The organism is Curtobacterium sp. MCPF17_046 (assembly GCF_003224295.1).
Classification (GTDB): domain Bacteria; phylum Actinomycetota; class Actinomycetes; order Actinomycetales; family Microbacteriaceae; genus Curtobacterium.
In genome coordinates, this window is the sequence record NZ_QKLB01000014.1 from 30,248 (window position 1) to 55,842 (window position 25,595).

Genomic DNA, 25,595 nt, shown 5'->3' on the forward strand with positions numbered 1-25,595 from the left:
ACTGTGCGTGTGTGGAGAGTGGGGAGCGGAGCAGGGGCGCCGGACCGGTGACGGTCCGGCGCCCCGGGTGCTCACTCGGCGGGGGTGGTCTCCGCAGCGGCGGCGGCCTCGGCCGTCGGCTCGGCGTTCTTGTCGGCGTCGGCGATCGGCTCGCCGATCTCCTTCGCGGCGACCTGAGCGTCAGCGTCGTTCTCGGCGACGGTCGCACCCTCGGGGGCGGCGTCGGCGGCCGGCGTCGCGCTGTCGCCACCGAGGAGCTCCTGCTCCCACTCGGCGAGCGGCTCGGCGGCCGCGTCGTCGTCGCCACCGTTGTGGCGGGTCTTCAGACCCTCGGCCGCGGCGTCGGCGACGATGCGGGTGAGGAGGCCGACGGAGCGGATCGCGTCGTCGTTGCCCGGGATCGGGTAGGTGATCTCGTCCGGGTCGCAGTTGGTGTCGAGGATGCCGATGATCGGGATCCCGAGCTTCTGCGCCTCGTCGACGGCGAGGTGCTCCTTCTTGGTGTCGACGATCCAGAGCGCGCTCGGGGTCCGCGTGAGGTTGCGGATACCACCGAGGGTCTTGTGGAGCTTGTCCAGCTCGCGCTTCTTGATGAGGAGCTCCTTCTTGGTGAAGCCCTTCGTCGTGTCGTCGAAGTCGATCTCCTCGAGCTCCTTCATGCGCGCGAGGCGCTTGGAGACCGTCTGGAAGTTCGTGAGCAGACCGCCGAGCCAACGCTGGTTGACGTACGGCTGGCCGACGCGGGTCGCCTGCTCGGCGATGGAGCCCTGCGCCTGCTTCTTGGTGCCCACGAAGAGGATCGTGCCACCGTGCGCGACCGTCTCCTTGACGAAGTCGTACGCACGGTCGATGAAGGCCAGCGACTGCTGCAGGTCGATGATGTGGATGCCCGAGCGCTCGGCGAGGATGAAGCGCTTCACCTTCGGGTTCCACCGACGGGTCTGGTGTCCGAAGTGGACGCCGCTGTCGAGCAGCTGGCGGATGGTGACGACGGCCATGCCGTCCCTCCTTGTTCTCGGCGCACGGGACGGAGCCCGTGCACACGGTTGCGGTTGTGTCGGTCACGACCGGTGGTCGTGGCCCCTGGTGCCCAGCCCCGTGACCGCCCGCTCGTGAGAGCAGGACCGATGGCCGCGGGACGTGCCGGAGGCCGGCACTGGTGGACACGCGAAGTCAGCGCGACCAGCGCGCTGCTGGATAGATGCTAACAGAGGAAGGAGGCCCGGATCACGCGACCGGCAGGGTCACGCGATCCGGGCCTCCCGGCTGGGTGGGCGGCAGCGTCAGGCCTTGGCGCTGACCGTGTCGCCCTCGGCCGAGATGCCCATCTCCTCGAGGGAGCGGCCCTTGGTCTCGGGGATCTTCGCGATGACGAAGAACAGCGACAGCAGCGCGAAGAGCGCGTAGATGCCGTAGGTGACCGTCAGGTTGAAGCCGGACAGCACCGGGAACGAGATCGTGACGATGAAGTTCGCGATCCAGTTCGCCGCCGAGCCGATGCCGAGCGCGGTGGCGCGGATGCGGTTCGGGAACATCTCGCCGAGCAGCACCCACATGAGCGGGCCCCAGGTCGCACCGAAGGAGACGACGAACAGGTTGGCGAAGACGAGGGCGATGACGCCCCAGGCGCCGGGCAGCGAGGGCTCACCGTCGACGATGCGGGCCTGCGAGAACGCGATGGCGACCATCGTCAGCGAGACGAACATGCCCGCGGAACCGGCGACGAGCAGCGGCTTCCGGCCGACCTTGTCTACGAGGAAGATCGCGATGAACGTGACCAGGACGTTCACGACCGAAGTGATGGTCGAGATGAGGAACGAGTCGCTCTCCTTGAAGCCGACGGCCTGCCACAGCGTTGTCGAGTAGTAGAAGATCACGTTGATGCCGACGAACTGCTGCAGGACGGCGAGGATGATGCCGACCCAGACGATGGGCTGCAGGCCGAAGCGGTTGCCGCGGATGGAACCCTTCTTCTCGTTCGCTTCCTTCTGGATGCCGTCCTGGATCTCCTCCAGGCTCGTGTTCACGGTGTCACGGGCCACGATCTTGCCCATGACCTCACGCGCGTCGTCCTCGCGGCCCTTGGTGAGCAGGTACCGGGGCGACTCCGGCAGCGTGATCGCGAGGATGCCGTAGACGATCGACGGGACGACGCCGACCAGGAACATCCAGCGCCAAGCCGGCAGGCCGAAGACGTCCGCCGACGCGCTGCCCGCCGTGACCGCGAAGAACTGGTCGGAGAGCAGGGCGGCGAAGATGCCGAGCGTGATCGCGAGCTGCTGGAAGGACGCGAGGCGCCCACGGATCGCCTTCGGGGAGACCTCGGAGATGTACGCAGGTGCGATGACCGATGCGGTGCCGATGCCGAGTCCGCCGACGAGGCGCCAGATGACGAAGTCCCACGTGGCGAAGGCGAACCCCGACCCGATCGAGGACACGAAGAACAGCACCGCGGCCCAGAACATGATCCGGGTACGACCGAACCGGTCCGCGAGGCGTCCCGCGAAGTACGCGCCGAACGCACACCCGATGAGCGCGGAGGCGACCGCGAACCCGCTGGCGCCGTCGGAGAGGTCGAACTCCCCCTTGATCGCGTCGACCGCCCCGTTGATGACGGACGAGTCGAAGCCGAAGAGGAAGCCACCGACCGCCGCCGCGACGGCGAACAGCGTGACCTTCCCCTTGAACGCACGGTCCTCGCCGTGCTCGGTGGTCCTGGTCGACACGATGCTCCTGGGTTCCCGCCGCCGTGCCGGGTGGTGCACGGTGCCCCGGCGGTCGGCTGGATCGCCGTCCGAGCGGCGTTGCGGTGTCCGGAGCGGCCCCGACAGTACCCCTTCGCGGGTTGTTGAGCACATCGGGCGCCGTGCGGCGGCCGCTCCTCCACCGGCCGGGAGGCCCGGGGCTCCGTCCACAGGAGGGCTCCGGTCCGCCTCGGGGCCGGGTCGGGACGGCGAGCCTGGGTGGCATGACGAGCGCGACGAGGAGCGGACGGGGAAGCGTGGTGCCGGGCGTGGCGGGGCGGCGTGCCGAGCGGGGGCCGGCACCGGGTCGGTGGCGGGGTCCGTGGCGGGGTGCGCGGTGTCCGTGGCGGGCTGAGTGGCGGGCTGGGTTGCCACGGGTCCCGGCGTCCGCGGCGACTGCGACCGCGATGAGGACTCGGAGGGCGCTGCCGGGCGTCCTGCGGGTGGGGCTGGCTGCATCCGTGGCCGTGGCCGTGGTCGGCCTGGTCGGACCGGTGGGTCGGGTCGGTGTGGCCGACCTCGCCGCCCCGGGTCGTGCCGCCGGGATGGTCGACGGGCCCGGGGAGCGGGGGTGGGCGGCGGCATTCCACGGCGTCGGCGCGGGCGGCCAGATCGGCGCGGGTGGCGCGGGTGGCGCGGGTGGCGCGGTCGGCGCGGGCGGCCAGATCGACGCGGGAGGCGCGGGTGGCGCGGTCGGCACGGGTGGCGCGGGTGGCGCGGGTGGCGCGGTCGGCCAGATGGGCCAGACCGGTCTCGTCGAGCGAGCACCTGCGCCCGCCCCGTCCGGCGCTCACCGGCCCACGGTAGGACGAGCCCGGTGGTCCTGGCCGACGGCACGTCACGTCGTCCAGCGGCCGTGGAAACCCCCGGCGACCGAGTACGGGCCCGGGCACCGTGGTCTGGACGTCGCCGCGGCCCCGGGCACGACCGTGTCGGCCCCCGACGCGGGGACCGTCACGTTCGCCGGCCCGGTCGGAGGTCGACCGGTCGTGACCATCGACCACGGAGACGGGCTCGTGAGCACCCTCGACCCCGTGCGACCGGTCGTCCGGACGGGCGACCGTGTCGACCGTGGGGCGCCGGTCGGGGTCGTCGCGTCGGGGCACTGTCCTGCCGTGACGCCGTGCCTGCACCTCGGCGCTCGGGTCGACGGCAGCTACGTCGATCCGCTCCCGTTGCTGCCGGCACCGGCCTGGCCGGTCCTGCTGCCGGAGGACGCGCTGACCGCCGGCGTCGGAGCGGGCACGGGTCAGGCGCGGGGGTGCGCCGTCCGGTACACCTCGCGCAACCGAGCGGACGAGACGTGCGTGTAGATCTGCGTCGTGCCGAGGCTGGCGTGCCCGAGCATCTCCTGCACGGCACGGAGGTCCGCTCCCCCGTCCAACAGGTGCGTCGCCGCCGTGTGCCGGAAGGTGTGCGGGCCGCTCGGCCCGTCCCCCGGCAGCGCTTCGAGCAGTCTCGCCACGATCCGGTAGGCGCTCCTGGTGCCGAGTCGCGCTCCGCGGTCGCCGAGGAACAGGGCGGTGTCCGCAGCGGACGTCCGAGCGGGCGGTGCGCCGGTCGACGGAGCACCGGCGGCGGCGAGCGCCGGTCGGCCGCGCTCCAGCCAGTCCTCGAGCGCGTCCCGCGCCGGCACCCCGAACGGCACGACGCGTTCCTTCCCGCCCTTGCCGAGCACCCGGACCGTCAGGCGCTCCCGGTCGAGGTCCGTCAGGTCCAGTCCGACGAGTTCGCTCACCCGGATGCCGGCGGCGTAGAGCAGCTCGACCACGGCGAGGTCGCGCAGGGCGGCGGGGTCGTCACCGACCGCGCGGGCGCTCAATCCGTCGAGCATCTCCCGCACCTGGTCCTGTGCGACCACGCGCGGCAGGTGCGCGGCACCCTTCGGCGCGCGCAGCCGCACGCCGGGGTCGACCGGCAGCACGCCGGACTCGCTCGCCCACCGGGTGAAGGCGCGCACCGACGCGCTCCGACGGGCGATCGTCGAGCGAGCGAGACCGCGCTCGTTCGCCGTCCACAACCAGTCGCGCAGGAGCTCGAGCGTGATGCCGTCGGTCCGGTCGATCCCCCGCCCGGACGCGAACGCCGTGAGGTCGTCGAGGTCCGCGCGGTACGCCCGCACGGTCTGCTCACTGAGGCCGCGCCCGTGTCGGCCGTGCTCGAGGAACGCCGACACGGCCCGGTCGAGCCGGTCACTCCCGCGGTGGTGTCCCTCGTCGTCGTGCACCTCGTCAGGGTACGGCCGGCATCGAGCACGCTCCCGTCACCCCGCCGGGTGCGCGGCCCGTCCCCCACCCGCGACCTGCGCAGGACGACGGCGGTCCCGGTCCCGCTCCGGACGTCGCGCTGGTCGTCCTCCTGCTCCGCCGCCGGCTCCCCCCGTCGTCTGGTGTCATGCGGCCGTCCACCCGCCCGGTCCCCGCGTCACCAGCCCTTGCAGCTCGGCGAGCGCGAGGGCGTCCGTCGCGTCCGCTGGCGACAGCCCGGACCGGACGGCGACCTCGTCGAGCGAGATCGCTCTCCGGCGGCTCAGGGCATCGACGGCACGGAGCACCTCGGGGTCGACCCGTGCGGCGGCGATCGGCACCGCAGGGTCCGTCGTCGGGTCCCCGGACCGGGTGCGGAGGGCCGCGTCGACGGGTTCCGCCGGGTGCACGACGATCTCGGCACGGCGATCGGCGATCAGCCGGTGGCAGCCGGCCGACGCCGAGGACGAGTACGGCCCCGGCACGGCGAACACCGGTCGCCCGAGCTGCCCGGCATGGTGGGCCGTGTTGAGTGCGCCCGACCGCGCACCCGCCTCCACGATGACCGACACCGACCCCAGGGCAGCGATGAGCCGGTTGCGGGCGAGGAACCGCCACCGGGACGGTCTGGTGCCGGGCGGGCACTCCGCGAGCAGGGCTCCGTGGTCGGCGACGCTCCGGAGCATGGTGCTGTTCCCCGCCGGGTAGAGCTGGTCGACACCGCCGGCGAGCACCGCGACCGTGGGTGTACCTGCTGCGAGGGCCACCCGGTGCGCGACCGCGTCGATGCCGTACGCGCCCCCGGAGACGACGAGGCATCCGGCGTCCGCCGCGGCCGAGGTGATCTCCGCCGCGGCCTCCGCTCCGAGGACCGTGTTCGCCCGGGCCCCCACGACCGAGATGCCCGGGAGGCCACCGACCGGACGCGTTCCTCGACGCCACAGCACGAGGGGAGCATGGACACCGAGGTCGTCGATCCCGGCCGGCCAGTCCTCGTCACCCGGGACGAGGAGCGTGCACCCCACGGCGGAGGCTGCCCCCAGGACGGCGTCGACGTCGAGGCGGAGCAGCCGTGGGCGCCACCGTTCGAGTGCCGGCACGAGCGCATCCGAGGCCGCCCGGGCGAGCTCGTCGCGCACGTCGTCCTCCGCCGAGTCGCGTCCGGCCTCGACGAGCATCTCCCCGAGTGCCACCGGCCCGTCGTCGAGCGCCTGCAGGACGGCACGGATCGAGCGGCCCGCGCCCAGCCGTCCCACCAGCTCACCGGCCGTGCCGTCCCCCGGCTCGACGACCGTCGACCAGGCGACCCGGGCGAGGAGTTCGTCGGTGCCCAGCTCGCCGGGTCGTACGACGGCGGCACGGAGTCGTGACAGCGCGGCGGCACGGTCGACGCTCCTGCGCCGGGCAGTCCTGCCCCCGGTGCTCACAGCGCCGTCCGCAGCGCGAGCGCGCGCTCGACGTGTCGTCGGTCGGGTCGGTCGTCGCCGTCGAGGTCCGCGATCGTCCACGCCAGTCGCATCACCCGGTCCCAGCCGCGCATCGTCAGGGTGCCGAGGTCGAGTGCTCGGTCGAGGACGTCGGAGGCACCCGGTGCGGCGCGGCCGTCACCGCGCAGCCACGTCCCGGTGACGTCGGCGTTCGTGGTCCATCCGGTCCCCCGGAGCCGAGTCCGCATGCGCTCCCGGGCTTGGCCGATCATCCGCCTCGCCGCATCGGTGGTCGGGGCCGTCCCGTCACTCGCGCGGAGCGTCCCGGTCGTCACCCGGGCGACCGCGACCCGGATGTCGATGCGGTCGAGCAGCGGCCCGGACAGGCGACCGAGGTACCGCCGGACCGCGCTCGGCGGACACGTGCAGGCCGGGCCACCGACACCCCCGGCGTTCCCGCACGGACAGGGGTTGGCGGCGAGCACGAGCTGACACCGGGCGGGGAACTCGGCTGATCCCCCGGCGCGGTGCACCGTGATGCGCCCTGCTTCGAGGGGTTGCCGGAGCGCGTCCAGGACCGCTCGGGGGAACTCGGTGGCTTCGTCGAGGAACAGCACACCGCGTGTCGCCCGTGACACCGCTCCCGGCCGGAGCTGCCCCGTCCCGCCGCCGATCAGGGCGGCCGCCGACGCCGAGTGGTGCGGCGCTTCCCACGGCGGTCGCCGTGTCCAGGAGCGCACGCCGTGCCCTGCGACCGACCGGACCGCGGCGACCTCGAGTGCCGCGTCGCCATCGAGGTCCGGCAGCAGCGCGGGCAGGCGTTCGGCGAGCATGGTCTTGCCCGAACCCGGCGGCCCGAGCAGGAGGACGTGGTGGCCGCCCGCGGCGGCGGTGACGACCGCGCGGACACCGATGGCGTTGCCGACCACGTCGGCGAGCTCGAGCGGCGGTGGTGTGTCGTCGACCGGCACCGGGAGGAGCACCGGGTCGACGAACCCGGCCGGGAGATCGGCACCGGCGTCGATCGCGGCGGACCGGAGCGAGTCCACCCCGGTGAGCGTCACCCCGGGGACGGCCTGCGCCTCTGCGAGGTTGCCGATCGGCAGGACGACGCGGTCCATCCCGGCCTCGCGGGCCGCCAGCACGACCGGGATGATGCCCAACACGGGGCGGACGCGTCCGTCGAGACCGAGCTCTCCGACGTAGACGATCCGTCGGTCGGCTCCGGGAGCCGTCCCCGCGGCGGCGAGGACCGCCATCGCGATGGCCAGGTCGAACCCGGAGCCGCGCTTGGGGACGCTGGCCGGTGTGAGGTTGACCGTGATGCGACGTGACGGCAGCGGGCAGTCGGCGACGGTCGCTGCCGAGCGGACGCGTTCCCGGGCTTCCCCGAGCGACGTGTCCGGCAACCCGATGATGCTGAAGGTCGGCAGCTGACTGGTGAGGTGCGCTTCGACCTCGACGAGGGTCCCCCGCACCCCCACTAGCGCCACGGCCGACGTCCGTCCGATGTCACTCATCCGATCGCCTCGACGTGCTCGATCGCCACGTGGTCCGCCACGATCGTGACGGCGATGCAGTCGAGCCGGATCGCGCGCGCCGTCTCCTCGCGGTTCGCGTGGAACCAGGCCGGGACGAGTCGACGCATGCGGGCGAGCTTCTGCGGCGTCACGGCTTCGAGCGGATGACCGGCGGCCTGGCCGGTCCGGGTCTTCACCTCGACGAAGACGATGGTCTCGCCGGTCCGCGCGACGATGTCGATCTCGCCGCGTGCGCATCGCCAGTTCCGGTCGATGATCCGGAACCCGTGCCGCTCGAGCCATTCCACGGCGTGGCGTTCTCCGGTCATCCCCGTTGCTCTCCGCGAGTCGGTCGGAACTCGTGGCGCTGCTCGATTCGTCATGGAGTCAGGATGATGAACGCCGGGACCGAATGGAGAAGGCTCGTGGTGTCCTGTGGATGGACGCGCGGAAAGACCGTCCTGTGAAGGAACGGTTGGCCCGATGTCCCGCACAACGACAAAGGCCGGACTATTCCTCACGGAATGTCCGGCCCTTGCTGTGATCGGCGACGGACGCCGATCGGGATGATCAGTGTGCGGCTGCGTACGCTTCCTGCACCTGCGTCGAGATACGACCACGAGAAGAGACCTCGTAGCCGTTCTCCTTCGCCCATTCGCGGATCTTGCCGAGTTCCTCGGAGTTGCCGCGCTTCGGCGCCGACGAGGGCTTGCCCGTCGACCCGGTGCGACGACCGGCGGTCTTGCGCGCTGCTGCGATGTAGTCCGAGATCGCATCCCGGAACTTGTCGACGTTGTCGTTGGACAGGTCGATCTCGTAGGACGAACCGTCGAACGCGAACTCGACCGTGCGGCCATCGCCAGCGGCGATCGGCGAATCGTCGAGATCGTCGACGAGCTGGACAGTGACCTTCTGCGCCATTTCTCACTCCTTCAGGATCGTGAATACGACCCAGCGTATCGCAGGAGTTTCCGGAATGACCGAATGCGTCGGCGATCCCCTACTCGTCGAGAGCGAGTTCCTTGGGGAGTTCGAGTTCCCGCGCGGTGAGTTCTTCGACGTTCACGTCCTTGAACGTGAGAACACGAACGGACTTCACGAATCGGTCGGACCGGTAGACGTCCCAGACCCACACGTCGTTCATCGTCAATTCGAAGTAGAAGTCGTGCTCGGTGTCCCGACGGACCAGCTCGACCTCGTTCGCCAGGTAGAAGCGGCGCTCGGTCTCGACCACGTACCGGAACTGCCCGACGACGTCGCGGTACTCGCGGTACAGGGCAAGTTCGACCTCGCGGTCGTAGTCGTCGAATTCTTCGTCATCCATCGCGCGCTCAGTCTACGGCGACGCGGTCGAGTTCCTCGAACCCGTCGAGCGCGACCGCGGAGGCGGCGTGCAACCAGGTCTTCCGGTGCAGCGCATGCGGCCCGACCGCTCGGATGGCGTCGTAGTGCGCGGTCGAGCCGTACCCCTTGTTGGACGCCCACGCGTAGTGCGGCGCATCGTCGTGCGCAGCGATCATCAGCTCGTCACGAGCGACCTTGGCGACGACGGACGCCGCGGCGACGGAGGCGCAGTCACGGTCCGCCTTCACCCGCACCTGGACGTCGAGTGGCCGGTGCTCGGAAGGCAGGGCCCGCGAGAGCCAGTCGAACGACCCGTCGAGCACCACCACCGCACCCTCGAGCGAGACCCCGTCGTCGACGAGGGTCGTGATCGCCCGCGCCCCGGCCAGCCCCAGTGCGGCGACGATGCCCTGCTCGTCGACGATCTCGGCGGACGCCATCCCGACGGCGGTGCGCGCCCACCGGGTGACCGTCGGCACGAGCTCGGTCCGCCGCGCCTGGGACAGGAGCTTCGAGTCGGCCAGCCCCTGCGGCACGCGACGGACGTCGACCGTCACCGCCGCGACACCGACGCCGACCGGCCCGGCGATGGCACCACGGCCGACCTCGTCGACACCGATCACGGTGACCCGGCCGGCGGCGAAGAGCGACTTCTCCAGCCGCAGGGACGGACGGACCGGGGTCACTCGTCCCGCTCCTCCACGCCGGCGAAGACCTCGGGGTGGTCGTCGAGCCAGGTCCACCGGCTCATCGGCCAGGAGATGACGAACGCCCGGCCCGTGACGTCGGAGAGGGGGACGAACCCCTTCGACGGGGTGTCCCCGTTGTACCGGGAGTCCTTCGAGTCGTTCCGGTTGTCGCCCATCACCCAGATGGTGCCCTTCGGCACGGTGACGGAGAAGTCGGTCGACGAGGCACGGGTGTCGCCGGCCGGGAGCTTGAGGTACGGCTCCGTGATCGGGACGCCGTTGACCGTCATCTGACCGAGGTCGTTGCAGCACGCCACGGTGTCGCCCGGCAGCCCGATGACCCGCTTGATGAGGTGGTCGTCGCTGTCCCCGGTCCCGAGCCCGACCTGCGTGAGCAGCCAGTCGGCCGCCTGACCGACGGGCGACGTCGGGGTCACGTTCGGCAGCTGCTCGCCGTCGAGCCACCCGCCCGGGTCCTTGAAGACGACGACGTCCCCGCGCTTGAGGGCGACGGTGTCCGGCACGAGTTCGTTGACGATCACGCGGTCGTTGATCTGCAGGGTGTTCTGCATCGAGGCCGAGGGGATGTAGAAGGAGCGGATCAGGAAGGTCTTCACCAGGAAGGACACCAGGAGTGCCGCGATGAAGATGATGACGAGGTCCCGCAGGAAGGTCAGCACCCCGTTCCGCGGCTTCTTCGTGTTCCGCGGCCGACGGGCCTCGCCCTCAGTCGTGTCCGTCATTTCCACTCTCGTCGACCTGTTCCCCGGGGGCCCGGGACGCATGCCCCCGGAGCGCGAGCGGCTCCGGGAACGGGCGAGCCCCCCGCCGGTGCACAACCGTACATGGACGAGGGGCTCGCAGCGGGCCCGGCGTTCCGGGCGTCGCTGTGAAGGCGATCAGTTGTCGCGCTTCTCCTTGATCTTGCGGCGGGCCGCCTTGCCGCGGAGTTCGCGGAGGTAGTAGAGCTTCGCGCGACGGACGTCACCGCGGGTGACGATCTCGACGTGGTCGATGATCGGGGAGTGCACCGGGAACATGCGCTCGACGCCGACCTGGAAGCTCACCTTGCGGACCGTGAAGGTCTCGCCGATGCCGTGGCCCTGGCGGCCGATGACGACGCCCTGGAAGACCTGGATACGCGAACGCGTGCCTTCGACGATGTTGACGTGGACCTTGACGGTGTCGCCGGGGCGGAAGTCCGGGTGGTCGGTGCGCAGGGCACCGGCGGTCACGTGGTCGAGCAGCTGCATGATGGTGTCACTTCCTGCGGACGCACACGGGTCGCCGCGGATCGAATTCGGAAAGTACGAGATGCGTGCCCGGTGTCGGCGACTCCCCCGTGGCAGAGTCCAGCCAGGGCACGATCGATCATCATGCCACAACAACCCCACCGCAGCCAACCGGCAGGATGGTCCCATGATCGAACTCCGCACCCCCGCCGAACTCGACGGACTGCGTGTCGCCGGCCGCTTCGTCGCCGACGTCCTCGACACCCTGCTGGAGACGGTCGACGTCGGGGTGAACCTGCTCGACCTCGACCGCGTGGCCGCGCGGATGATCGCGGACCGTGGCGCCGAGAGCTGCTACGTGGACTACCACCCGTCCTTCGGGAAGTCGCCGTTCGGCAAGAACCTCTGCACGTCGGTGAACGACGCGGCCCTGCACGGGCTGCCGTACGACCGTGTGCTGCAGGACGGCGACCTGGTCAGTCTCGACTTCGCCGCGAGCGTCGGCGGGTGGGTCGCGGACTCCGCCGTCACCGTGCAGGTGGGCACGCCCCGGGACGAGGACCAGCGTCTCATCACCACGGTCGAACGGTGCCTCGCCGCCGGCATCGCGCAGGCGACCCCGGGCAACAAGCTCGGCGACGTCTCCGCCGCGATCGGCTCGGTCGCCAGGGGCGCCGGGTACGACGTGAACCTGCAGTTCGGCGGGCACGGCGTCGGCCGCACCATGCACGGCGACCCGCACGTCCCGAACGACGGCCGCCCGGGACGCGGACTGAAGCTGCGACCGGGCCTCGTCGTCGCGATCGAGCCCTGGCTCATGCAGGGCACGGACGAGCTCGTCCAGGACGAGGACGGCTGGACGCTCCGCAGTGTCGACGGGTCACGGGCCGCGCACGTCGAGCACACGGTCGCCGTCACGGAACAGGGCCCGGAGGTCCTCACCCTCCGGCGCGCGCAGCGCGGCGCCTGAGGCGGCAGCACAGACGAGCGGACGGGAGGCCCGACACCAGCTGGTGTCGGGCCTCCCGTCCGTCGAGGGGTCGCGTCGACCCGCTCAGTCCGGCAGCAGGTCCGGACGGACGCGCCGCGTCCGCTCCACCTGCTGCTCGTGGCGCCAGGAGGCGACGCGCGCGTGGTGCCCGCTGAGCAGCACGTCCGGCACGTCGAGGCCGCGCCACGACGCCGGCTTCGTGTAGGAGGGGTACTCGAGCAGGCCGTCCTCGTGGGACTCCTCGACGAGTGACTCGGGGTTGCCGACGACACCCGGGACCAGCCGTCCGACGGCCTCGATCACGGCCATCGCCGCGACCTCGCCGCCGTTCAACACGTAGTCACCGAGGGAGAGCTCGACGACCGTGCTGCGCGCCGCGGCCCACTCGAACACGCGGGCGTCGATCCCCTCGTACCGACCGCAGGCGAACACGAGGTGCTCGTGCTCGGCGAGGGACCGGGCGATGGTCTGCCGGAAGGGCGTCCCCGCGGGCGTCGGCACGACGAGCGTCGACGAGCCGTCAGGGCGGAGCAGGGCGTCGAGGGCCTGGGCCCACGGTTCCGGCTTCATCACCATGCCGGCGCCGCCGCCGTACGGGGTGTCGTCGACCGTGCGGTGCCGGTCGGTCGTCCACGAGCGGAGGTCGTGCACGTGCAGGTCGAGCAGGCCGCCCTGCCGGGCCTTGCCGAGCAGGGAGACGTCGAGCACCCCGAAGAACTCCGGGAAGATCGTGACGATGTCGATCCGCACGGTCAGTCCTCGGTGTCGGCGGCCCGGGAGGTCGCCGGTGGGGTCACCGTCTCGGGACGGCTGGTGTCCTCCGGGTCCTCGAACAGACCGGTCGGCGGGGTGACCGTGACGGTGCCGGCGTCGAGGTCGACCGCGGGCACGATGGCGGCGACGAACGGCACGAGGACCTCGCCGCGATCGGGCGTGTCGACCGCGAGCAGGTCCTGTGCCGGCAGGTGGTCGACCCGTGCGACGGTGCCGACCTCGACGCCGTCGCGGAGGACCTTCAGGCCGACCAGCTGGTGGTCGTACCAGGCGTCGTCCTCACCGGTGTCCTCGTCGGTGTCCTGCTCGACCCAGAGGATCGCCCGCGCGAGGGTCTCGGCGGCGCTCCGGTCGGCGACGCCCGCGAAGAACGCGACGGGGTGGCCGTTGTACCAGCGGAGTTCGTCGAGCGCGATGGTCTTGCCCGACCACGGGGAGTCGTCGGGGACCTGGAGCGTGAAGACCGCTCCCGGCGTGAACCGACGATCCGGGTCGTCGGTGTAGAGCTCGAGCTTGATGCCGCCCTTGAGCCCGTGCGCCTTCGTGATGCGACCCACCCGGAGCTGGGTCGTCTCCCTAGGAATCGCTGTCCACCACGTCGACCCGCACGCGCTTGCCGTCGGCCAGGGCCGTGACGAGCGTGCGGAGCGCCTTCGCGGTGCGTCCGGCGCGACCGATCACGCGGCCGAGGTCCTCGGGGTGCACACGCACCTCGAGGACCTCGCCCCGCGCGGAGGTGGAGCTGGCGACGCGCACGTCGTCAGGGTGATCGACGATCCCCTTGATGAGGTGCGTCAGCGCGGATTCGAGCAAGGACTACGCCTCGGTCGTCTCGTCGGAGGACTCGTCCGCTGCCGGAGCGGCCGGAGCCGTCTTCTCCGACTTGGGCTTGAGGACGGCCTTCTTCGAGCTGTCGACCGTGAAGGCCGGCTTCGGCTCGCGGACCTTGACCTTGGACTCGGTGTCCTTCTCGCCCTTGAACTTGGCCCAGTCACCGGTCAGCTTGAGGAGCGCGGCGACCTGCTCGGTCGGCTGCGCGCCGACGCCGAGCCAGTACTGCGCACGCTCGGACTGGACCTCGATGAACGAGGGCTCCTCGGTGGGGTGGTACTTGCCGATCTCCTCGATCACACGACCGTCGCGCTTGGTGCGCGAGTCGGCGACGACGATGCGGTAGTACGGCGCTCGGATCTTGCCGAGGCGCTTGAGACGGATCTTGACAGCCACAATGACTCCTGTTGCGTACGTGTTGTGGTTGAACCGGAACCGCGGGCGTGGGGGCACACACGGTGGAAGCTCTGAGAGACTCGCGATCCGCTGGATAGAGGGTCGAGCGGACACGATTCGACCGTTCATTCTTACAGATTCCCGAGCGGGAAGCGAGCCACGACGCGCGGCGCGCCCCGGGCACCCGATCCGGGCGATCACGGCGCCAACGCGCGGACCGCCTCCAGGGCCTCACTCGTGGCGCGCACGGCGTCGACCGCGCGGGCGTCCCGGGCGCCGCCCACCACCGCGAACGGCACGTCGGCGGACCGGAGGCCCGCGACCAGGTCGTCCCGCGCCTCCTGGCCGGCACAGAGCACGACGACGTCCGCCGGGACGGCGACCTCCGTGCCGGACCCGTCGCGGATCCAGAGCGCGCCCGGTTCGATGCGGAGGTACTCCTGCACGTCACCGACCATCCGGACGCCGGCGTCGCGGAGCCGACCGAGCGCCACCCACCGCGAGGTGAGCCCCACGCCCTGGCCGAACTTCCCGTTCCGCCGGAGCACCGTGACCATGTGGCCCGGGCGGACCGTCCGGTGCACGGTCGGCTGGCGCTGTGGCAGGTCACCGACCAGTTCCGTCGAGACCGGGACGTCCCAGCGGGCGGCGAACTCGACGGCGCGGACCGCCTCGTCGGATGACTCGGTGAGGAAGGCGGCGGTGTCGACGCCGATCCCGCCGCCGCCGATGACCGCGACGCTGCCCTCGGGCACGCCCTCGCGGAGCGCCTGCTCGTAGGTGAGCACGTGCGGCAGGTCGGCGCCGGGCAGGGCAACCTCCCGGGGCACGACACCGGAGGCGAGCACCACCGCGTCGCTGCCCGTCAGGTCGTCGACGGTCGCTGCCCGCCCGAGGTGCACGGTGGCGCCGCGCTCCGCGAGTTCCGCGCGTGCGGCCTGCACCGGCCCGGCGTAGTCCTCCTTGCCGGGGATCACCGCGGCGAGTCCGAACTGTCCGCCCAGGACGTCCGACGCCTCCCACAGCCGGACGTCGTGACCACGGCGGGCGGCGTCGACCGCTGCGGCGAGTCCCGCCGGTCCCCCGCCCACGACGTCCACGCGCTTCGGCTCCGAGCTGGGTCGGAGGGGGAACTGCAGCTCCCGGGCTGCGCGTGGGTTGACGAGGCACGACACCGGTGCGCCGACCACGGACCGGTCGAGGCACGCCTGGTTGCAGCCGATGCAGGTGTTCACGAGGTCGGGGCGGCCGGCCAGGGACCGTTCCACGAGCTGCGCATCGGCCAGGAACGGCCGGGCGAGCGCCACTGCGTCGATCCGTCGGTCGGCCAGCACGGCCTCGGCGTCACGCAGGTCCGTCATCCGGTTCGAGGCGATGACCCGGACGTGCGGGTGGTCGGAGGCGCGGACGACGTCGGCGATCCGGGCGGCCTGCTCGATCCACGCGCCGTGCGGCACCGCGGCCTGGATCGTCGGCGTCCGGGACTCGTGCCACCCGATGCCGACCGAGATCGCGTCGAGCCCGAGCGGCAGCAGTTCGAGCACGAGCGCGTCGACGTCGGCATCGGACGACGAGCCGGGCATGAGGTCTGCTCCGGACAGGCGGATCGTGACGGCCAGGTCCGGGACCGCGGTGCGGACCGCACGCACGACCTCCACCGCGAACCGACGGCGCTTCTCGGGGGTCCCACCCCACTCGTCGTCGCGCAGGTTCGTCAGCGGCGACTGGAACTGGTTGACCAGGTACCCCTCGGACGCCATGATCTCGACGCCGTCGAAGCCGATCGCAGCGGCGGTCCGCGCCGCGGCGGCGAAGTCCTCGACCGTGCGCCGGACCTCGTCCGCGGTCAGTTCCTCAGGCACCACCCCGCGCGCGGCAGCCCACGGCAGTGCGGACGGAGCGACCGCGCGCTGGGGTCGGCCGTGTCGGTCCTGCAGCCCGCCGACCAGGGCGTACCGACCGGCGTGGAAGAGCTGCGCGAGGACCGTCCCGCCCGCGTCGTGCACCGCGTCGACCGCCGTGCGGAAGCGCTCGTCGGCCCCGCCGACGCCGAAGACCGCGAAGTCCGGACCGCCCCGAGCCTCGTCGCTCACGGCGATCCCGCCGGTGATGATGCAGGCCGCTCCCCCGGCCGCTCGTTCCCGGTAGAACGCCGCCATCGCGACCCCACCGTCGTCGAGCACCTCGAGCCCGGTGTGCATCGACCCCATCACCACCCGGTTCGGCAGGTGCAGTGGGCCCAGTGTCCAGGGCGAGCCGACCGTGCGGAGGTCGGCGGGCACGGTGGCGGCGGGCACGGTGGTGACGGGCACGGTGGCGGCGGGCACGGTGGTGACGGGCACGGTGGCGGCGGGCACGGTGGTGACGGGCACGGTGGCGGCGGGCACGGTGGTGACGGGCACGGTGGCGGCGGGCACGGTGGTGACGGGCACGGTGGCGGCGGGCACGGTGGTGACGGGCACGGTGGCGGCGGGCGGAACGACAGCGGTCACGCAAGGAAGACTAGGCGACCCGTGCGGGTGCTCGTCAGGGCGGACACGCCGCGCTCCCCGCCGATCCGTCAGGTGGACGGGCAGGATGGCCCCATGGACATCCGGTTCACCGAATCAGCCCCGTCGACGATCGGCGTCGAGTGGGAGCTGCCCCTCGTCGACCGCGCGACGGGTGACCTCGCTCCCCGGGCACCGGCTGTGCTCGCCGCCGTGCGGGAGCGCCTGGGCGATGCGGACCGGGTGACGGAGGAGCTCCTGACGAACACGGTCGAGGTCGTCACCGGCGTCCACCGTTCGGTCGGCGGGGCGACGCGGGAACTCTCCGGCATCATCGGCGAGGTCATCGACGCCGCGACTCCCCTCGACGCCGACGTGATGTGTTCCGGCACACACCCGTTCGCCCAGTGGGACCAGCAGGAGATCACCCCGGACAGCGAGCACTACGCGGAACTCATCGACCGGACCCGCTGGTGGGGACGGCAGATGCTCATCTGGGGCGTCCACGTGCACGTCGGCATCGACGACCGGGACAAGGCCGTCCCGATCATGAACGCGATGCTCGGCTTCGTCCCGCACCTGCAGGCGTTCACCGCGTCGAGTCCGTTCTGGGGTGGCACCGACACCGGCTACGCGTCGAACCGGGCCCTGATGTTCCAGCAGCTCCCGACCGGCGGACTCCCGCCGCAGCTCGGGGCATGGGCGAACTTCGAGGAGGTCGTCGGGGACCTCGTGCACACCGGCGTGATCGACGGCGTGAAGGACCTGCGCTGGGACATCCGACCGTCGCCGGGCTGGGGCACGCTGGAGAACCGCGTGTCCGACGGGATCTCCACGCTCGACGAGGTCGGCGCCGTCACCGCCCTCGTGCAGTGCCTGGTGACCGAGAGCTCCGACCGGCTCGACGCCGGCGAGACCCTCCAGGCGATGCAGCCCTGGTTCGTCCGCGAGAACAAGTGGCGCGCTGCCCGGTACGGCATGGATGCCGAGATCATCACGAACGTCGCCGGCGACGAACGGCTCGTGACCGACGAGGTGCACGACCTCGTCACCCGGCTCGACCCGGTCGCCGAGCGGCTCGGTTGCCAGCAGGAGCTGCACCACCTCGACACGATGATCGAGCGCGGCGCGTCATACCAGCGGCAACTCGCGGTGGCGCAGGAGAACAGCGGGGACCTGCGCGCCGTGGTCCGGCACCTCGTCGCGGAGCTGCGCGACTCGCTCTGACACCCGCCGGACGCACGACGGGAGGCCCGTCACCAGCCGGTGACGGGCCTCCCGTCGTGATGGTGGTCGCGTGCGCGACCCCTGGTCGTGGTCAGCGACCGAGGAACTTCTGGAGCGAGGCGAGCTCCTCCTCGCTGGGTGTCTTGCCGCCCTTGCCCATGCCGAGCCCGAGCCCGGCGCCGGACGGTGCCTGCTGCGGGGTGGCCGGGGTGCCCGCGGCGAGCGCCGCGCGCTTGGCCGGGTTGCCGACCTTCTTCTTCTTGGTCTGCGGCTGCTGCTTCTTGCCGCCGTGCATGCCCGGGATCGGTCCCATGCCCGGCATCTGCGGCACACCGCCGCGCGCCACGGTCTTCATCATCTTCGCGGCCTGCTCGAACCGGTTGACGAGGGCGTTCACCTCGGTCACGGTCGAGCCGGCACCGCGCGCGATGCGGAGACGACGGGAACCGTTCAGGAGCTTCGGCAGTTCGCGTTCCTGCGGCGTCATCGACTGGATGATCGCCTCGGTGCGGATGATCTCCCGCTCGTCGAAGTTGTCGAGCGCCTCGCGCATGCCCTTCGCACCCGGGAGCATGCCGAGCATGCCCTTGATCGAGCCGGCCTTGCGCAGCTGCTGCATCTGCTGCAGGAAGTCGTTCAGCGTGAAGTTGTCGGACGCGATCTTGTCCGCGACCTTGCGCGCCTCTTCCTCGTCGAACGCGCCCTGCGCCTGCTCGATGAGGGACAGGATGTCGCCGAGGTCGAGGATGCGGCTCGCCATGCGGTCCGGGTGGAACGGCTCGAAGTCGTCGAGCCCCTCACCCGTCGAGGCGAACATGATCGGCCGGCCCGTGACCGACGCGACCGACAGCGCCGCACCACCGCGGGCATCGCCGTCGAGCTTCGACAGCACGACGCCGGTGAAGTCGACGCCCTCCTGGAAGGCACGGGCGGTGTTCACCGCGTCCTGACCGATCATCGCGTCGATGACGAACAGGACCTCGTCCGGGTCGACCGCCTTGCGGATGTTCGCCGCCTGCTTCATGAGCTCGGCGTCGACACCGAGTCGACCGGCGGTGTCGACGATGACGGTGTCGTACTGCTGGTCGACGGCGGCCTTGATCGCGTTCTTGGCGACCTTGACCGGGTCGCCGACGCCGTTGCCGGGCTCCGGGGCGAAGACGTGCACGCCGGCCTGCTCACCGACGACCTGCAGCTGCTGCACGGCGTTCGGACGCTGGAGGTCCGCCGCGACGAGCATCGGGGTGTGGCCGTCCTTCTTGAGCCACTTGCCGAGCTTGCCCGCGAGGGTCGTCTTGCCGGCGCCCTGCAGACCCGCGAGCATGATGACCGTCGGGGGTCGCTTGGCGAACTCGAGGCGGCGCTGCTGCCCGCCGAGGATGCCCACGAGTTCTTCGTTGACGATCTGGACGACCTGCTGCGCCGGGTTGAGGGCCTTGTTGACCTCGTCCGAGAGCGCACGTTCACGCACGGCGGCGGTGAACGACTTCACCACCTCGAGCGCGACGTCCGCGTCGAGCAAGGCCCGCCGGATCTCGCGGACGGTGCCGTCCACGTCGGACGGGGTCAGCCGTCCCTTGCTCCGCAGGTTGCGGAAGGTCTCGGTGAGCCGATCGGAGAGTGAACCGAATTGCGCCATGATCCGACCATCCTACCGTCCGCGGTCGTCGGCCCGGGAGGCGCTGCGCGGGCCCGCACCGCCGGCGCCGTTCACGCCCGCTCGCGTCGGAACCGCTCGGGGACCCGGCGGGCGACCACCAGGGCGACGAGCGCCATCGCGGTCGACCCGACCGCCATGAGGAGCGAGGCGACGTCCTCGGAGGCGAAGTACCGGAGCGTGATGGTCCCTGCGAGCGCCCACGGCATCCAGGCCACGGCGAGCGCTGCCGCGATGTCCGTCCGGCGACGACGGACCAGTCCGACCACCGTCACGAGGACCAGGACCCCGGTGCCGCCGAGGAGCGCCGGCGTCACCGCGGCGCCCCACCACGCGCCGTCCGTGAAGAGCGTCGACTCGAACGGGTGACCGGTCGGCAGCTGCAGGCCGGCGAAGAGCGCCAGCCCGACGGTGACGACCGCGAACGCGACGCCGAGCGCTCGACGGTCCCGTGGATCGCCGACGTTCGCGACCACGACGAGCGCCGCCACCGTCACGAGCGTGGTCGTCCCCGGTCCGTTCCAGTTCTCGGTCGCTTGCACGGTGATCCGTGCGACGACGACGCCGAGCACGGCGATCACCGCGGACACGTGAGCGAGGATCCGCTGCCGGACGAGGGCGGCGAGCGCTCCCATCAGCACCGGGACCGCGAAGAGCACCCCGGGGTTGCGGAACGGGCCGAACCACGGCAGCTCAGGCCAGGCCGTCCCCGCCGGTGGCCCCCACGGCACCCAGGACACCGCGAGCAGGTAGACCAGGGCGAAGCCGGCCGCGGAGCCGGTGCCGATCGACGCGGCGAGCGCCCGGACGTCGGCCGGCACGACGGCGTTGACGCGTTCGCGGAGGCCCTGCCACCGCAGGTCCGCGAGTTCTCCGTGCGCCGGTCGGTCGCGGCCCTCCCCCTCGGCGACGTCGAGCAGGGTGCCGAGCATCGCCGACCCGTGCGTCCGCCGCCACCGGGACGGGTACCACCCGAGCACCCGTCCGTATTCGCGTTCCAGGCTCGCGCCCTGTCCCAGCCTCGTGTTCGTCACGACACTCCCCCCAGTCGGATGTGGATGCTGCGTGTGGCCGGAGCCGGCCGCCACGCGGTGAGCCGCGCGCGTGCAGCGGCGGCGTTGGCCTCGATGCGGCGGACCTCGGCGTCGAGTACGTCGGCGCCGGTGTCGGTGAGTTCGAAGTAGCGACGGAGTCGTCCGTCGACGACCTCTTCGCCCGCCTCGGCGACCAGGCCCTGGTCGAGGAGCCGGTCGAGCACGGCGTAGAGCGTGCCGACCTTGAGTCGCACCCGCCCCTCGGACAACTCGGCGGCGTCGCCGATGAGCCCGTACCCGTGCTTGCGCCCTCCGGCGAGGGAGGTCAGCACGAGCAGGGTCGGTTCGCGCATCTCCGGCGTGCTCATGTAGCAAGGATACTCTTCTCATCAGAGTATGACAAGGCGCAGGAGCCGCGATCCTGTTCAGGCAGCGAAGCGCGGTCGACGGAGGCTCGCCAGATCGCCGAGGACTCCTCCTGAGCGGCGGTGCGCCGCTGGTCGTGAGACCGCAGCGGAGCGCCAGTGCCGGTCCGCTTCGTCCGCAACCGGGTTCTTGTACGGAGTCCAACTACTCGGTACCCTCGGCCCATGACCGACCTCGAGGTGGTCCGTCGGCCGGGACTCCTGCCCTACACCGAGGGGCTCGCGCTGCAGCGGTCGCTGCACACCGACGTCGTCGCCGGGCGTTCCCCGGGGGTCCTGGTCCTCTGCGAGCACCCGTCCGTCTACACCGCCGGGCGACGGACCCAGCCCGCTGACCTGCCGACGGACGGCTCTCCGGTCGTCGAGGTCGACCGCGGTGGCCGGATCACCTGGCACGGCCCGGGACAGCTGGTCGCGTACCCGATCGTCCGGCTCGGCGAGCCGCTCGACGTCGTCGCGTGGGTCCGGTCGCTCGAGCAGGTGCTCATCGACGCGGCGGCGGCCGTCGGCGTTCCCGCCGAGCGGGTGCCGGGGCGGAGCGGAGCCTGGGTCGGGACCGGGCCGACGGCGGCGAAGGTCGGTGCGGTCGGACTGCACGTGTCCCAGGGGGTCTCGAGCCACGGCATCGCGCTCAACTGCTCGAACCCGTTGACGGCCTTCGAGGCGATCGTGCCGTGCGGCATCGCCGACGCCGGCGTGACGACGTTGAGCCTCGCCGCCGGACGACCGGTCTCCGTGGACGACGTCGTCGAGGTGGTGACCGCCGGCGTCCTCGATGCCGTGGCCGCGGTACGCGGAGGCGCCCCGAGCCGGCCGTGGGACGAGACGACCGTGCACGCCGGAAGCGGGTCGGGCCTCCCGGCCGCCGCCGATCGACAGGAGACCGCAGCATGACCCTCGCCCCGGAAGGCCGGCGGATGCTCCGCGTCGAGGCACGCAACGCCGAGACCCCCATCGAGGCGAAGCCCGCATGGATCAAGACCCGCGCCACGCAGGGCCCGGCGTACCGGGAGCTCACCGACCTGGTGCGTGACCAGCGCCTCCACACGGTCTGCCAGGAGGCCGGCTGCCCGAACGTGTTCGAGTGCTGGGAGGACCGCGAGGCCACGTTCCTCATCGGCGGCTCGCAGTGCACCCGCCGCTGTGACTTCTGCCAGATCGACACCGGCAGGCCGGAGCCCCTGGACCGGGACGAGCCGCGGCGCGTCGCGGACTCGGTCGCTGCCATGCAGCTGCGGTACGCGACGGTCACCGGCGTCGCGCGGGACGACCTCGACGACGGCGGCTCATGGCTCTACGCCGAGACGATCCGCGCTGTCCACGAGCACTCCCCCGGCACCGGCGTCGAGATCCTCGTGCCGGACTTCTCCGGCCGACCGGACCAGCTCGGTGCGGTGTTCGACGCCCGGCCCGAGGTCTTCGCCCACAACGTCGAGACCGTCCCGCGCATCTTCAAGCGCATCCGCCCGGCGTTCCGCTACGACCGCTCCCTCGACGTCATCACACAGGGGCGGGACGCCGGTCTCGTGACGAAGTCGAACCTCATCCTCGGCATGGGCGAGGAACGGCACGAGGTCGAGGACGCCCTGCAGCAGCTCCGCGACGCGGGGACGGACATCATCACGCTGACGCAGTACCTCCGCCCCTCGCCGCGGCACCTGCCCGTCGCTCGGTGGGTGCGACCGGAGGAGTTCGTCGAGCTCCGCGAGCTGGCCGAGGGCATGGGGTTCGCCGGTGTCCTCGCCGGACCGCTCGTGCGGTCGTCCTACCGGGCCGGACGCCTCTGGGCCCGGGCGACGGTCGCTCGCGGTGGGACGGTGCCGGCGCACCTGGCGCACCTGCTCGAGGCGCCGGCAGGTCGACAGTCGGTCTGACTCCCGGACCGGCGGGCACCAACGGCAGCGGCCGGCCGGGAGGCCTCCCACCGGTCCGGGCCGTTCGTCACCTCGACAGCGCGACCGGAACGACGACTGGCGCGTCCCCGCCGAACGGGACGCGCCAGTGGCCGTGGTGTCGCGACGTCAGACGCGCGAGCCGCCTCCGCGCACGCGCCGGAGGATCCACCCCACGACGGCGAGCACGATGAGCACCAGCCCGATGAAGAGCAGGGCCTTGAGCGCGGCGCTGACGATGCCGGTGATCAGCAGGACGACGCCGACGATGATCGCGATGATGAGCAGTGCGGGCATGAGATGTCCTCTTCCGGTCGGTCAGGTACCAGCCGGACGGTACACGTCAGCAGGCTGCTGCGCGCGCCGGTCGACGTCGACGTCCACACCCTGAGCGACGTCACTGTCCACGGCACGACTGCGGAGGAAGACGACCGCCAGGATCGGCAGCAGGATGATCTGTCCCCAGATGCCGATCGACTGCGCCTCGTCCGCCCAGCTCCGCGCCGTCATGCCGACCGCCTTCAGCGCGAAGCTGTGGAACCAGCCGACGAAGAGCAGCAGGTTCGCCGTCATGTACGCGACGACCCACCACAGGCGGATGCGCACGACCGCGAAGAACGGGGTGAGCCACAGGACGTACTGCAGCGAATCGACCTTGTTCGCGACCAGGTAGGCGCAGAGCAGGGCCGCACTCGTCTCGATCCACGGCATCCGACCGCGGCGGAGCCCGATGAGGAGCCCGACGACCAGGACGGCCAGCACGGCGACCGCGGTCGCTCCGGTGGAGAGCAGGTTCAGCTTGTGCTGCACGCCCGGGTCGGGGTTCGCCGACCACGGCTGCAGGCCCCAGTACCAGACCGACATCGTGCTCGGGTCGATGGCCCGGGTGCCCTGGAACCGGATGACGGAGAACCACGACGTGGCGTTGACGACCACGAACGGCAGGTTGGCCGCGAGCACCACGCCGACGGCACCCGCCACGGCAGCGGCCGCGCGGCGGAACCGGTCAGGCCACGCCACACCGGCGTCGACCAGGAAGGCGAGGACGAACGGTGCGACGAACGCGAGCGGGTAGAGCTTGAAGGCCCCGCCGAGGCCGAACAGCGCCCCGACGACGACCGCTCGCCAGACGGGTGCGCGTCCGGCCGGCCACCGCACCGCGGCGAACAGGCCGGCAGCGGTGCAGAGCACGGTGAGCAGGTCCCAGTTGTAGAGCGCGTAGAGGAACAGCGGCGGAGTCGCGGCGAAGACCCAGGCGCGGCGCCCGGCGACGCGGGCCAGGAACACGGTGACCAGGACCACCACGGGCACGAAGGTGATCGCCGTGACGACGAGGAACCCGCGCAGCGAGTCGACGGGCAGTGCCGACAGCCAGGCCCAGAGGCCGGTCAGCGTCGGGTACTCGAGGGTGCCGGGCGGCAGACCGCGGTCGGTGAGCTCCCCGACGTAGGGGAACACGTGCGACCCGAGGTCGCGGATCCCCCACAGGCTGAGGGTGTCGCCGAGGCACGCGTGCCCCGTCACGTACGCCAGGTCCAACCCGTCCGCCGCGCACTGCAGCTTGTGGAACAGGCTCCCGAACGTGAGCGCGACGGCGACGCAGCACATCACCACGAGCTCGAGGACGGAGACGCCGCCGGGAGCGCGGTCGGTCAGCCGGCGGAGGACGGGACTCACCCGACCAGGTTCTGCACGAAGACGTGCGGCGTGAAGCCGGTCAGGTCGTTGATGCCCTCGCCCTGGCCGATGAGCTTGATCGGGATGCCCGTCTTCTCCTGCACGCTGAGCACGAACCCGGCCTTGGCCGACCCGTCGAGCTTCGTGATGACGAGTCCCGTGACCCCGGCGCCCTCGATGAAGGCCTGCGCCTGCGCGAGCCCGTTCTGCCCGGTCGTCGCGTCGAGCACGAGCAGGACCTCGGCGATCTCGGTCTGCTTCTCGACGACGCGCTTGATCTTGCCGAGCTCGTCCATCAGCCCGGCCTTCGTGTGCAGCCGGCCGGCGGTGTCGATGACGACGATCTCCGTGCCCTCGCGGATCGCACGCTCGACAGTCTGGTACGCCACCGACGCCGGGTCCTGCCCGGGCTGTGCGGGGCGGACGACGTCGACGCCGGCACGCTGCGCCCACGTCGCGACCTGCTCGACGGCCGCGGCGCGGAACGTGTCGGCGGCGCCGACCAGGACCGTGCGGTCGTAGGTGCGGAGGAACTTCGCGAACTTCCCGATGGTGGTGGTCTTGCCGACGCCGTTGACGCCGACGACGAGGACCACGGCGGGACGGTTGCTCAGCTTGAGCGTCGTGTCGAGCTTCGACAGCCGCTCCTCGAGCACCTCGCGCAGCATGCGGTTGAGGTCGGCGGGGTCCGTCGTGTCGTACCGGGCGACGCGCGCACGGAGGTCCTCGATGATCTCCTCGGAGATGTCGGGGCCGAAGTCCGCGCCGATCAGCGCCGTCTCCAGGTCCTCCCACGTCGTCTCGTCGATGGTCTTCCGCTGGAACAGACCACGGAGCCGGGAGGACAGGGACCAACTACTCGCCATGTTCCCAGCTTACGGGTGCCCACTCGGTGCCGGCCTTCGGTAGGGTCGGAGTCGCGAAGGGGAGTATTCCCTCTCGGCGACCCCGTCAGTACGGCCCGGAACGACCCGGACCCGGGGCGTCGGTCGCGGCCCCA

27 protein-coding genes are annotated in these 25,595 nt (G+C 71.6%); 5 read left to right on the plus strand and 22 right to left on the minus strand.

Going from position 1 to position 25,595, the window contains the following annotated elements; genetic code table 11:
* Nucleotides 1–71: 71 nt before the first annotated feature.
* Nucleotides 72–998, minus strand: coding sequence for a 30S ribosomal protein S2 (gene rpsB / locus DEJ32_RS12315; protein ID WP_110825190.1), 927 nt, complete (start codon nucleotides 996–998; stop codon nucleotides 72–74).
* Between the two features lie 285 nt (nucleotides 999–1,283).
* Nucleotides 1,284–2,726 carry a sugar porter family MFS transporter gene (locus DEJ32_RS12320; protein ID WP_258368400.1) on the minus strand — a complete coding sequence of 481 codons (1,443 nt, stop codon included), beginning with the start codon at nucleotides 2,724–2,726 and terminating at the stop codon, nucleotides 1,284–1,286.
* Between the two features lie 479 nt (nucleotides 2,727–3,205).
* Here DEJ32_RS12320 and DEJ32_RS12325 point away from each other — a divergent pair, with 479 nt between their 5' ends.
* On the plus strand, nucleotides 3,206–4,057 hold the full coding sequence (locus DEJ32_RS12325; protein WP_258369047.1) for a murein hydrolase activator EnvC: 852 nt from the start codon (nucleotides 3,206–3,208) through the stop codon (nucleotides 4,055–4,057).
* On the opposite strand, the gene DEJ32_RS12330 is transcribed toward DEJ32_RS12325, so the two are convergent.
* The 9 genes from DEJ32_RS12330 to rplS form a co-directional block, all read right to left on the minus strand.
* Entirely contained in the window at nucleotides 3,994–4,971 is a 978-nt protein-coding gene (locus DEJ32_RS12330) for a tyrosine recombinase XerC (RefSeq protein WP_110901486.1), read from the minus strand. The genes DEJ32_RS12325 and DEJ32_RS12330 overlap by 64 nt on opposite strands.
* Before the next feature lie 165 nt (nucleotides 4,972–5,136).
* Nucleotides 5,137–6,417 (minus strand): DNA-processing protein DprA, encoded by a 1,281-nt coding sequence (dprA, locus tag DEJ32_RS12335; RefSeq protein WP_110901487.1) that lies wholly within the window; start codon nucleotides 6,415–6,417, stop codon nucleotides 5,137–5,139.
* Entirely contained in the window at nucleotides 6,414–7,937 is a 1,524-nt protein-coding gene (locus DEJ32_RS12340; protein WP_110901488.1) for a YifB family Mg chelatase-like AAA ATPase, read from the minus strand. The genes dprA and DEJ32_RS12340 overlap by 4 nt, the downstream gene beginning before the upstream one ends.
* Nucleotides 7,934–8,320, minus strand: a complete 387-nt coding sequence (locus tag DEJ32_RS12345; protein ID WP_110890928.1) for a YraN family protein — start codon at nucleotides 8,318–8,320, stop codon at nucleotides 7,934–7,936. The genes DEJ32_RS12340 and DEJ32_RS12345 overlap by 4 nt, the downstream gene beginning before the upstream one ends.
* Nucleotides 8,321–8,507: 187 nt before the next feature.
* Nucleotides 8,508–8,858, minus strand: coding sequence for an Lsr2 family protein (locus tag DEJ32_RS12350; RefSeq protein ID WP_110826151.1), 351 nt, complete (start codon nucleotides 8,856–8,858; stop codon nucleotides 8,508–8,510).
* 79 nt (nucleotides 8,859–8,937) lie between these two features.
* Complete coding sequence (locus tag DEJ32_RS12355; protein WP_110826150.1) at nucleotides 8,938–9,261, minus strand: DUF2469 family protein; 324 nt, start codon at nucleotides 9,259–9,261, stop codon at nucleotides 8,938–8,940.
* A 7-nt stretch (nucleotides 9,262–9,268) separates the two neighbouring features.
* The gene (locus DEJ32_RS12360; RefSeq protein ID WP_110901489.1) at nucleotides 9,269–9,967 is read right to left on the minus strand and encodes a ribonuclease HII; all 699 of its coding nucleotides are present in this window, start codon (nucleotides 9,965–9,967) and stop codon (nucleotides 9,269–9,271) included.
* Nucleotides 9,964–10,713 carry a signal peptidase I gene (gene lepB, locus DEJ32_RS12365; RefSeq protein ID WP_110890930.1) on the minus strand — a complete coding sequence of 250 codons (750 nt, stop codon included), beginning with the start codon at nucleotides 10,711–10,713 and terminating at the stop codon, nucleotides 9,964–9,966. The genes DEJ32_RS12360 and lepB overlap by 4 nt, the downstream gene beginning before the upstream one ends.
* 156 nt (nucleotides 10,714–10,869) lie before the next feature.
* On the minus strand, nucleotides 10,870–11,223 hold the full coding sequence (rplS, locus tag DEJ32_RS12370; protein WP_110826147.1) for a 50S ribosomal protein L19: 354 nt from the start codon (nucleotides 11,221–11,223) through the stop codon (nucleotides 10,870–10,872).
* Between the two features lie 166 nt (nucleotides 11,224–11,389).
* Here rplS and map point away from each other — a divergent pair, with 166 nt between their 5' ends.
* Complete coding sequence (map, locus tag DEJ32_RS12375; RefSeq protein ID WP_110826146.1) at nucleotides 11,390–12,172, plus strand: type I methionyl aminopeptidase; 783 nt, start codon at nucleotides 11,390–11,392, stop codon at nucleotides 12,170–12,172.
* An 84-nt stretch (nucleotides 12,173–12,256) separates the two neighbouring features.
* On the opposite strand, the gene trmD is transcribed toward map, so the two are convergent.
* The 5 genes from trmD to DEJ32_RS12400 form a co-directional block, all read right to left on the minus strand.
* Nucleotides 12,257–12,943, minus strand: a complete 687-nt coding sequence (gene trmD, locus DEJ32_RS12380) for a tRNA (guanosine(37)-N1)-methyltransferase TrmD (protein WP_110826145.1) — start codon at nucleotides 12,941–12,943, stop codon at nucleotides 12,257–12,259.
* Nucleotides 12,944–12,945: 2 nt separating this feature from the next.
* Nucleotides 12,946–13,524 carry a ribosome maturation factor RimM gene (rimM, locus tag DEJ32_RS12385; protein ID WP_181420434.1) on the minus strand — a complete coding sequence of 193 codons (579 nt, stop codon included), beginning with the start codon at nucleotides 13,522–13,524 and terminating at the stop codon, nucleotides 12,946–12,948.
* A gap of 19 nt (nucleotides 13,525–13,543) precedes the next feature.
* On the minus strand, nucleotides 13,544–13,780 hold the full coding sequence (locus tag DEJ32_RS12390) for an RNA-binding protein (protein ID WP_110901490.1): 237 nt from the start codon (nucleotides 13,778–13,780) through the stop codon (nucleotides 13,544–13,546).
* Nucleotides 13,781–13,783: 3 nt separating this feature from the next.
* On the minus strand, nucleotides 13,784–14,194 hold the full coding sequence (gene rpsP / locus DEJ32_RS12395) for a 30S ribosomal protein S16 (protein WP_110826142.1): 411 nt from the start codon (nucleotides 14,192–14,194) through the stop codon (nucleotides 13,784–13,786).
* A 197-nt stretch (nucleotides 14,195–14,391) separates the two neighbouring features.
* Nucleotides 14,392–16,686, minus strand: coding sequence for an FAD-dependent oxidoreductase (locus DEJ32_RS12400; protein ID WP_258369048.1), 2,295 nt, complete (start codon nucleotides 16,684–16,686; stop codon nucleotides 14,392–14,394).
* A 93-nt stretch (nucleotides 16,687–16,779) separates the two neighbouring features.
* On the opposite strand from DEJ32_RS12400, the gene DEJ32_RS12410 reads away from it, so the two are divergent.
* Nucleotides 16,780–17,910 (plus strand): glutamate--cysteine ligase, encoded by a 1,131-nt coding sequence (locus DEJ32_RS12410; protein ID WP_110901491.1) that lies wholly within the window; start codon nucleotides 16,780–16,782, stop codon nucleotides 17,908–17,910.
* Between the two features lie 91 nt (nucleotides 17,911–18,001).
* Here the strand turns inward: DEJ32_RS12410 and ffh are convergent, their stop codons facing one another.
* From ffh to DEJ32_RS12425, 3 genes are all read right to left on the minus strand, one after another.
* Complete coding sequence (gene ffh, locus DEJ32_RS12415) at nucleotides 18,002–19,549, minus strand: signal recognition particle protein (RefSeq protein WP_110901492.1); 1,548 nt, start codon at nucleotides 19,547–19,549, stop codon at nucleotides 18,002–18,004.
* 71 nt (nucleotides 19,550–19,620) lie between these two features.
* Nucleotides 19,621–20,601, minus strand: a complete 981-nt coding sequence (locus tag DEJ32_RS12420) for a hypothetical protein (RefSeq protein ID WP_146234153.1) — start codon at nucleotides 20,599–20,601, stop codon at nucleotides 19,621–19,623.
* Nucleotides 20,598–20,969 (minus strand): PadR family transcriptional regulator, encoded by a 372-nt coding sequence (locus DEJ32_RS12425; RefSeq protein WP_110901494.1) that lies wholly within the window; start codon nucleotides 20,967–20,969, stop codon nucleotides 20,598–20,600. The genes DEJ32_RS12420 and DEJ32_RS12425 overlap by 4 nt, the downstream gene beginning before the upstream one ends.
* Before the next feature lie 222 nt (nucleotides 20,970–21,191).
* On the opposite strand from DEJ32_RS12425, the gene lipB reads away from it, so the two are divergent.
* Together lipB and lipA are read left to right on the plus strand one after the other, a co-directional pair.
* Nucleotides 21,192–21,920: a lipoyl(octanoyl) transferase LipB gene (gene lipB / locus DEJ32_RS12430; protein WP_110901495.1), complete on the plus strand. Its 729-nt coding sequence runs from the start codon at nucleotides 21,192–21,194 to the stop codon at nucleotides 21,918–21,920.
* A complete protein-coding gene (lipA, locus tag DEJ32_RS12435; RefSeq protein WP_110901496.1) occupies nucleotides 21,917–22,900 on the plus strand; it encodes a lipoyl synthase in 984 nt (327 codons plus the stop codon). The genes lipB and lipA overlap by 4 nt, the downstream gene beginning before the upstream one ends.
* 147 nt (nucleotides 22,901–23,047) lie before the next feature.
* On the opposite strand, the gene DEJ32_RS16300 is transcribed toward lipA, so the two are convergent.
* From DEJ32_RS16300 to ftsY, 3 genes are read right to left on the minus strand one after another with little or no spacing between them, the layout of a single operon-like run.
* On the minus strand, nucleotides 23,048–23,215 hold the full coding sequence (locus tag DEJ32_RS16300) for a hypothetical protein (RefSeq protein ID WP_181419521.1): 168 nt from the start codon (nucleotides 23,213–23,215) through the stop codon (nucleotides 23,048–23,050).
* A 21-nt stretch (nucleotides 23,216–23,236) separates the two neighbouring features.
* Complete coding sequence (locus tag DEJ32_RS12440; RefSeq protein ID WP_110826138.1) at nucleotides 23,237–24,595, minus strand: hypothetical protein; 1,359 nt, start codon at nucleotides 24,593–24,595, stop codon at nucleotides 23,237–23,239.
* Nucleotides 24,592–25,461, minus strand: a complete 870-nt coding sequence (gene ftsY / locus DEJ32_RS12445) for a signal recognition particle-docking protein FtsY (RefSeq protein ID WP_110826137.1) — start codon at nucleotides 25,459–25,461, stop codon at nucleotides 24,592–24,594. The genes DEJ32_RS12440 and ftsY overlap by 4 nt, the downstream gene beginning before the upstream one ends.
* Nucleotides 25,462–25,595 lie beyond the last annotated feature (134 nt).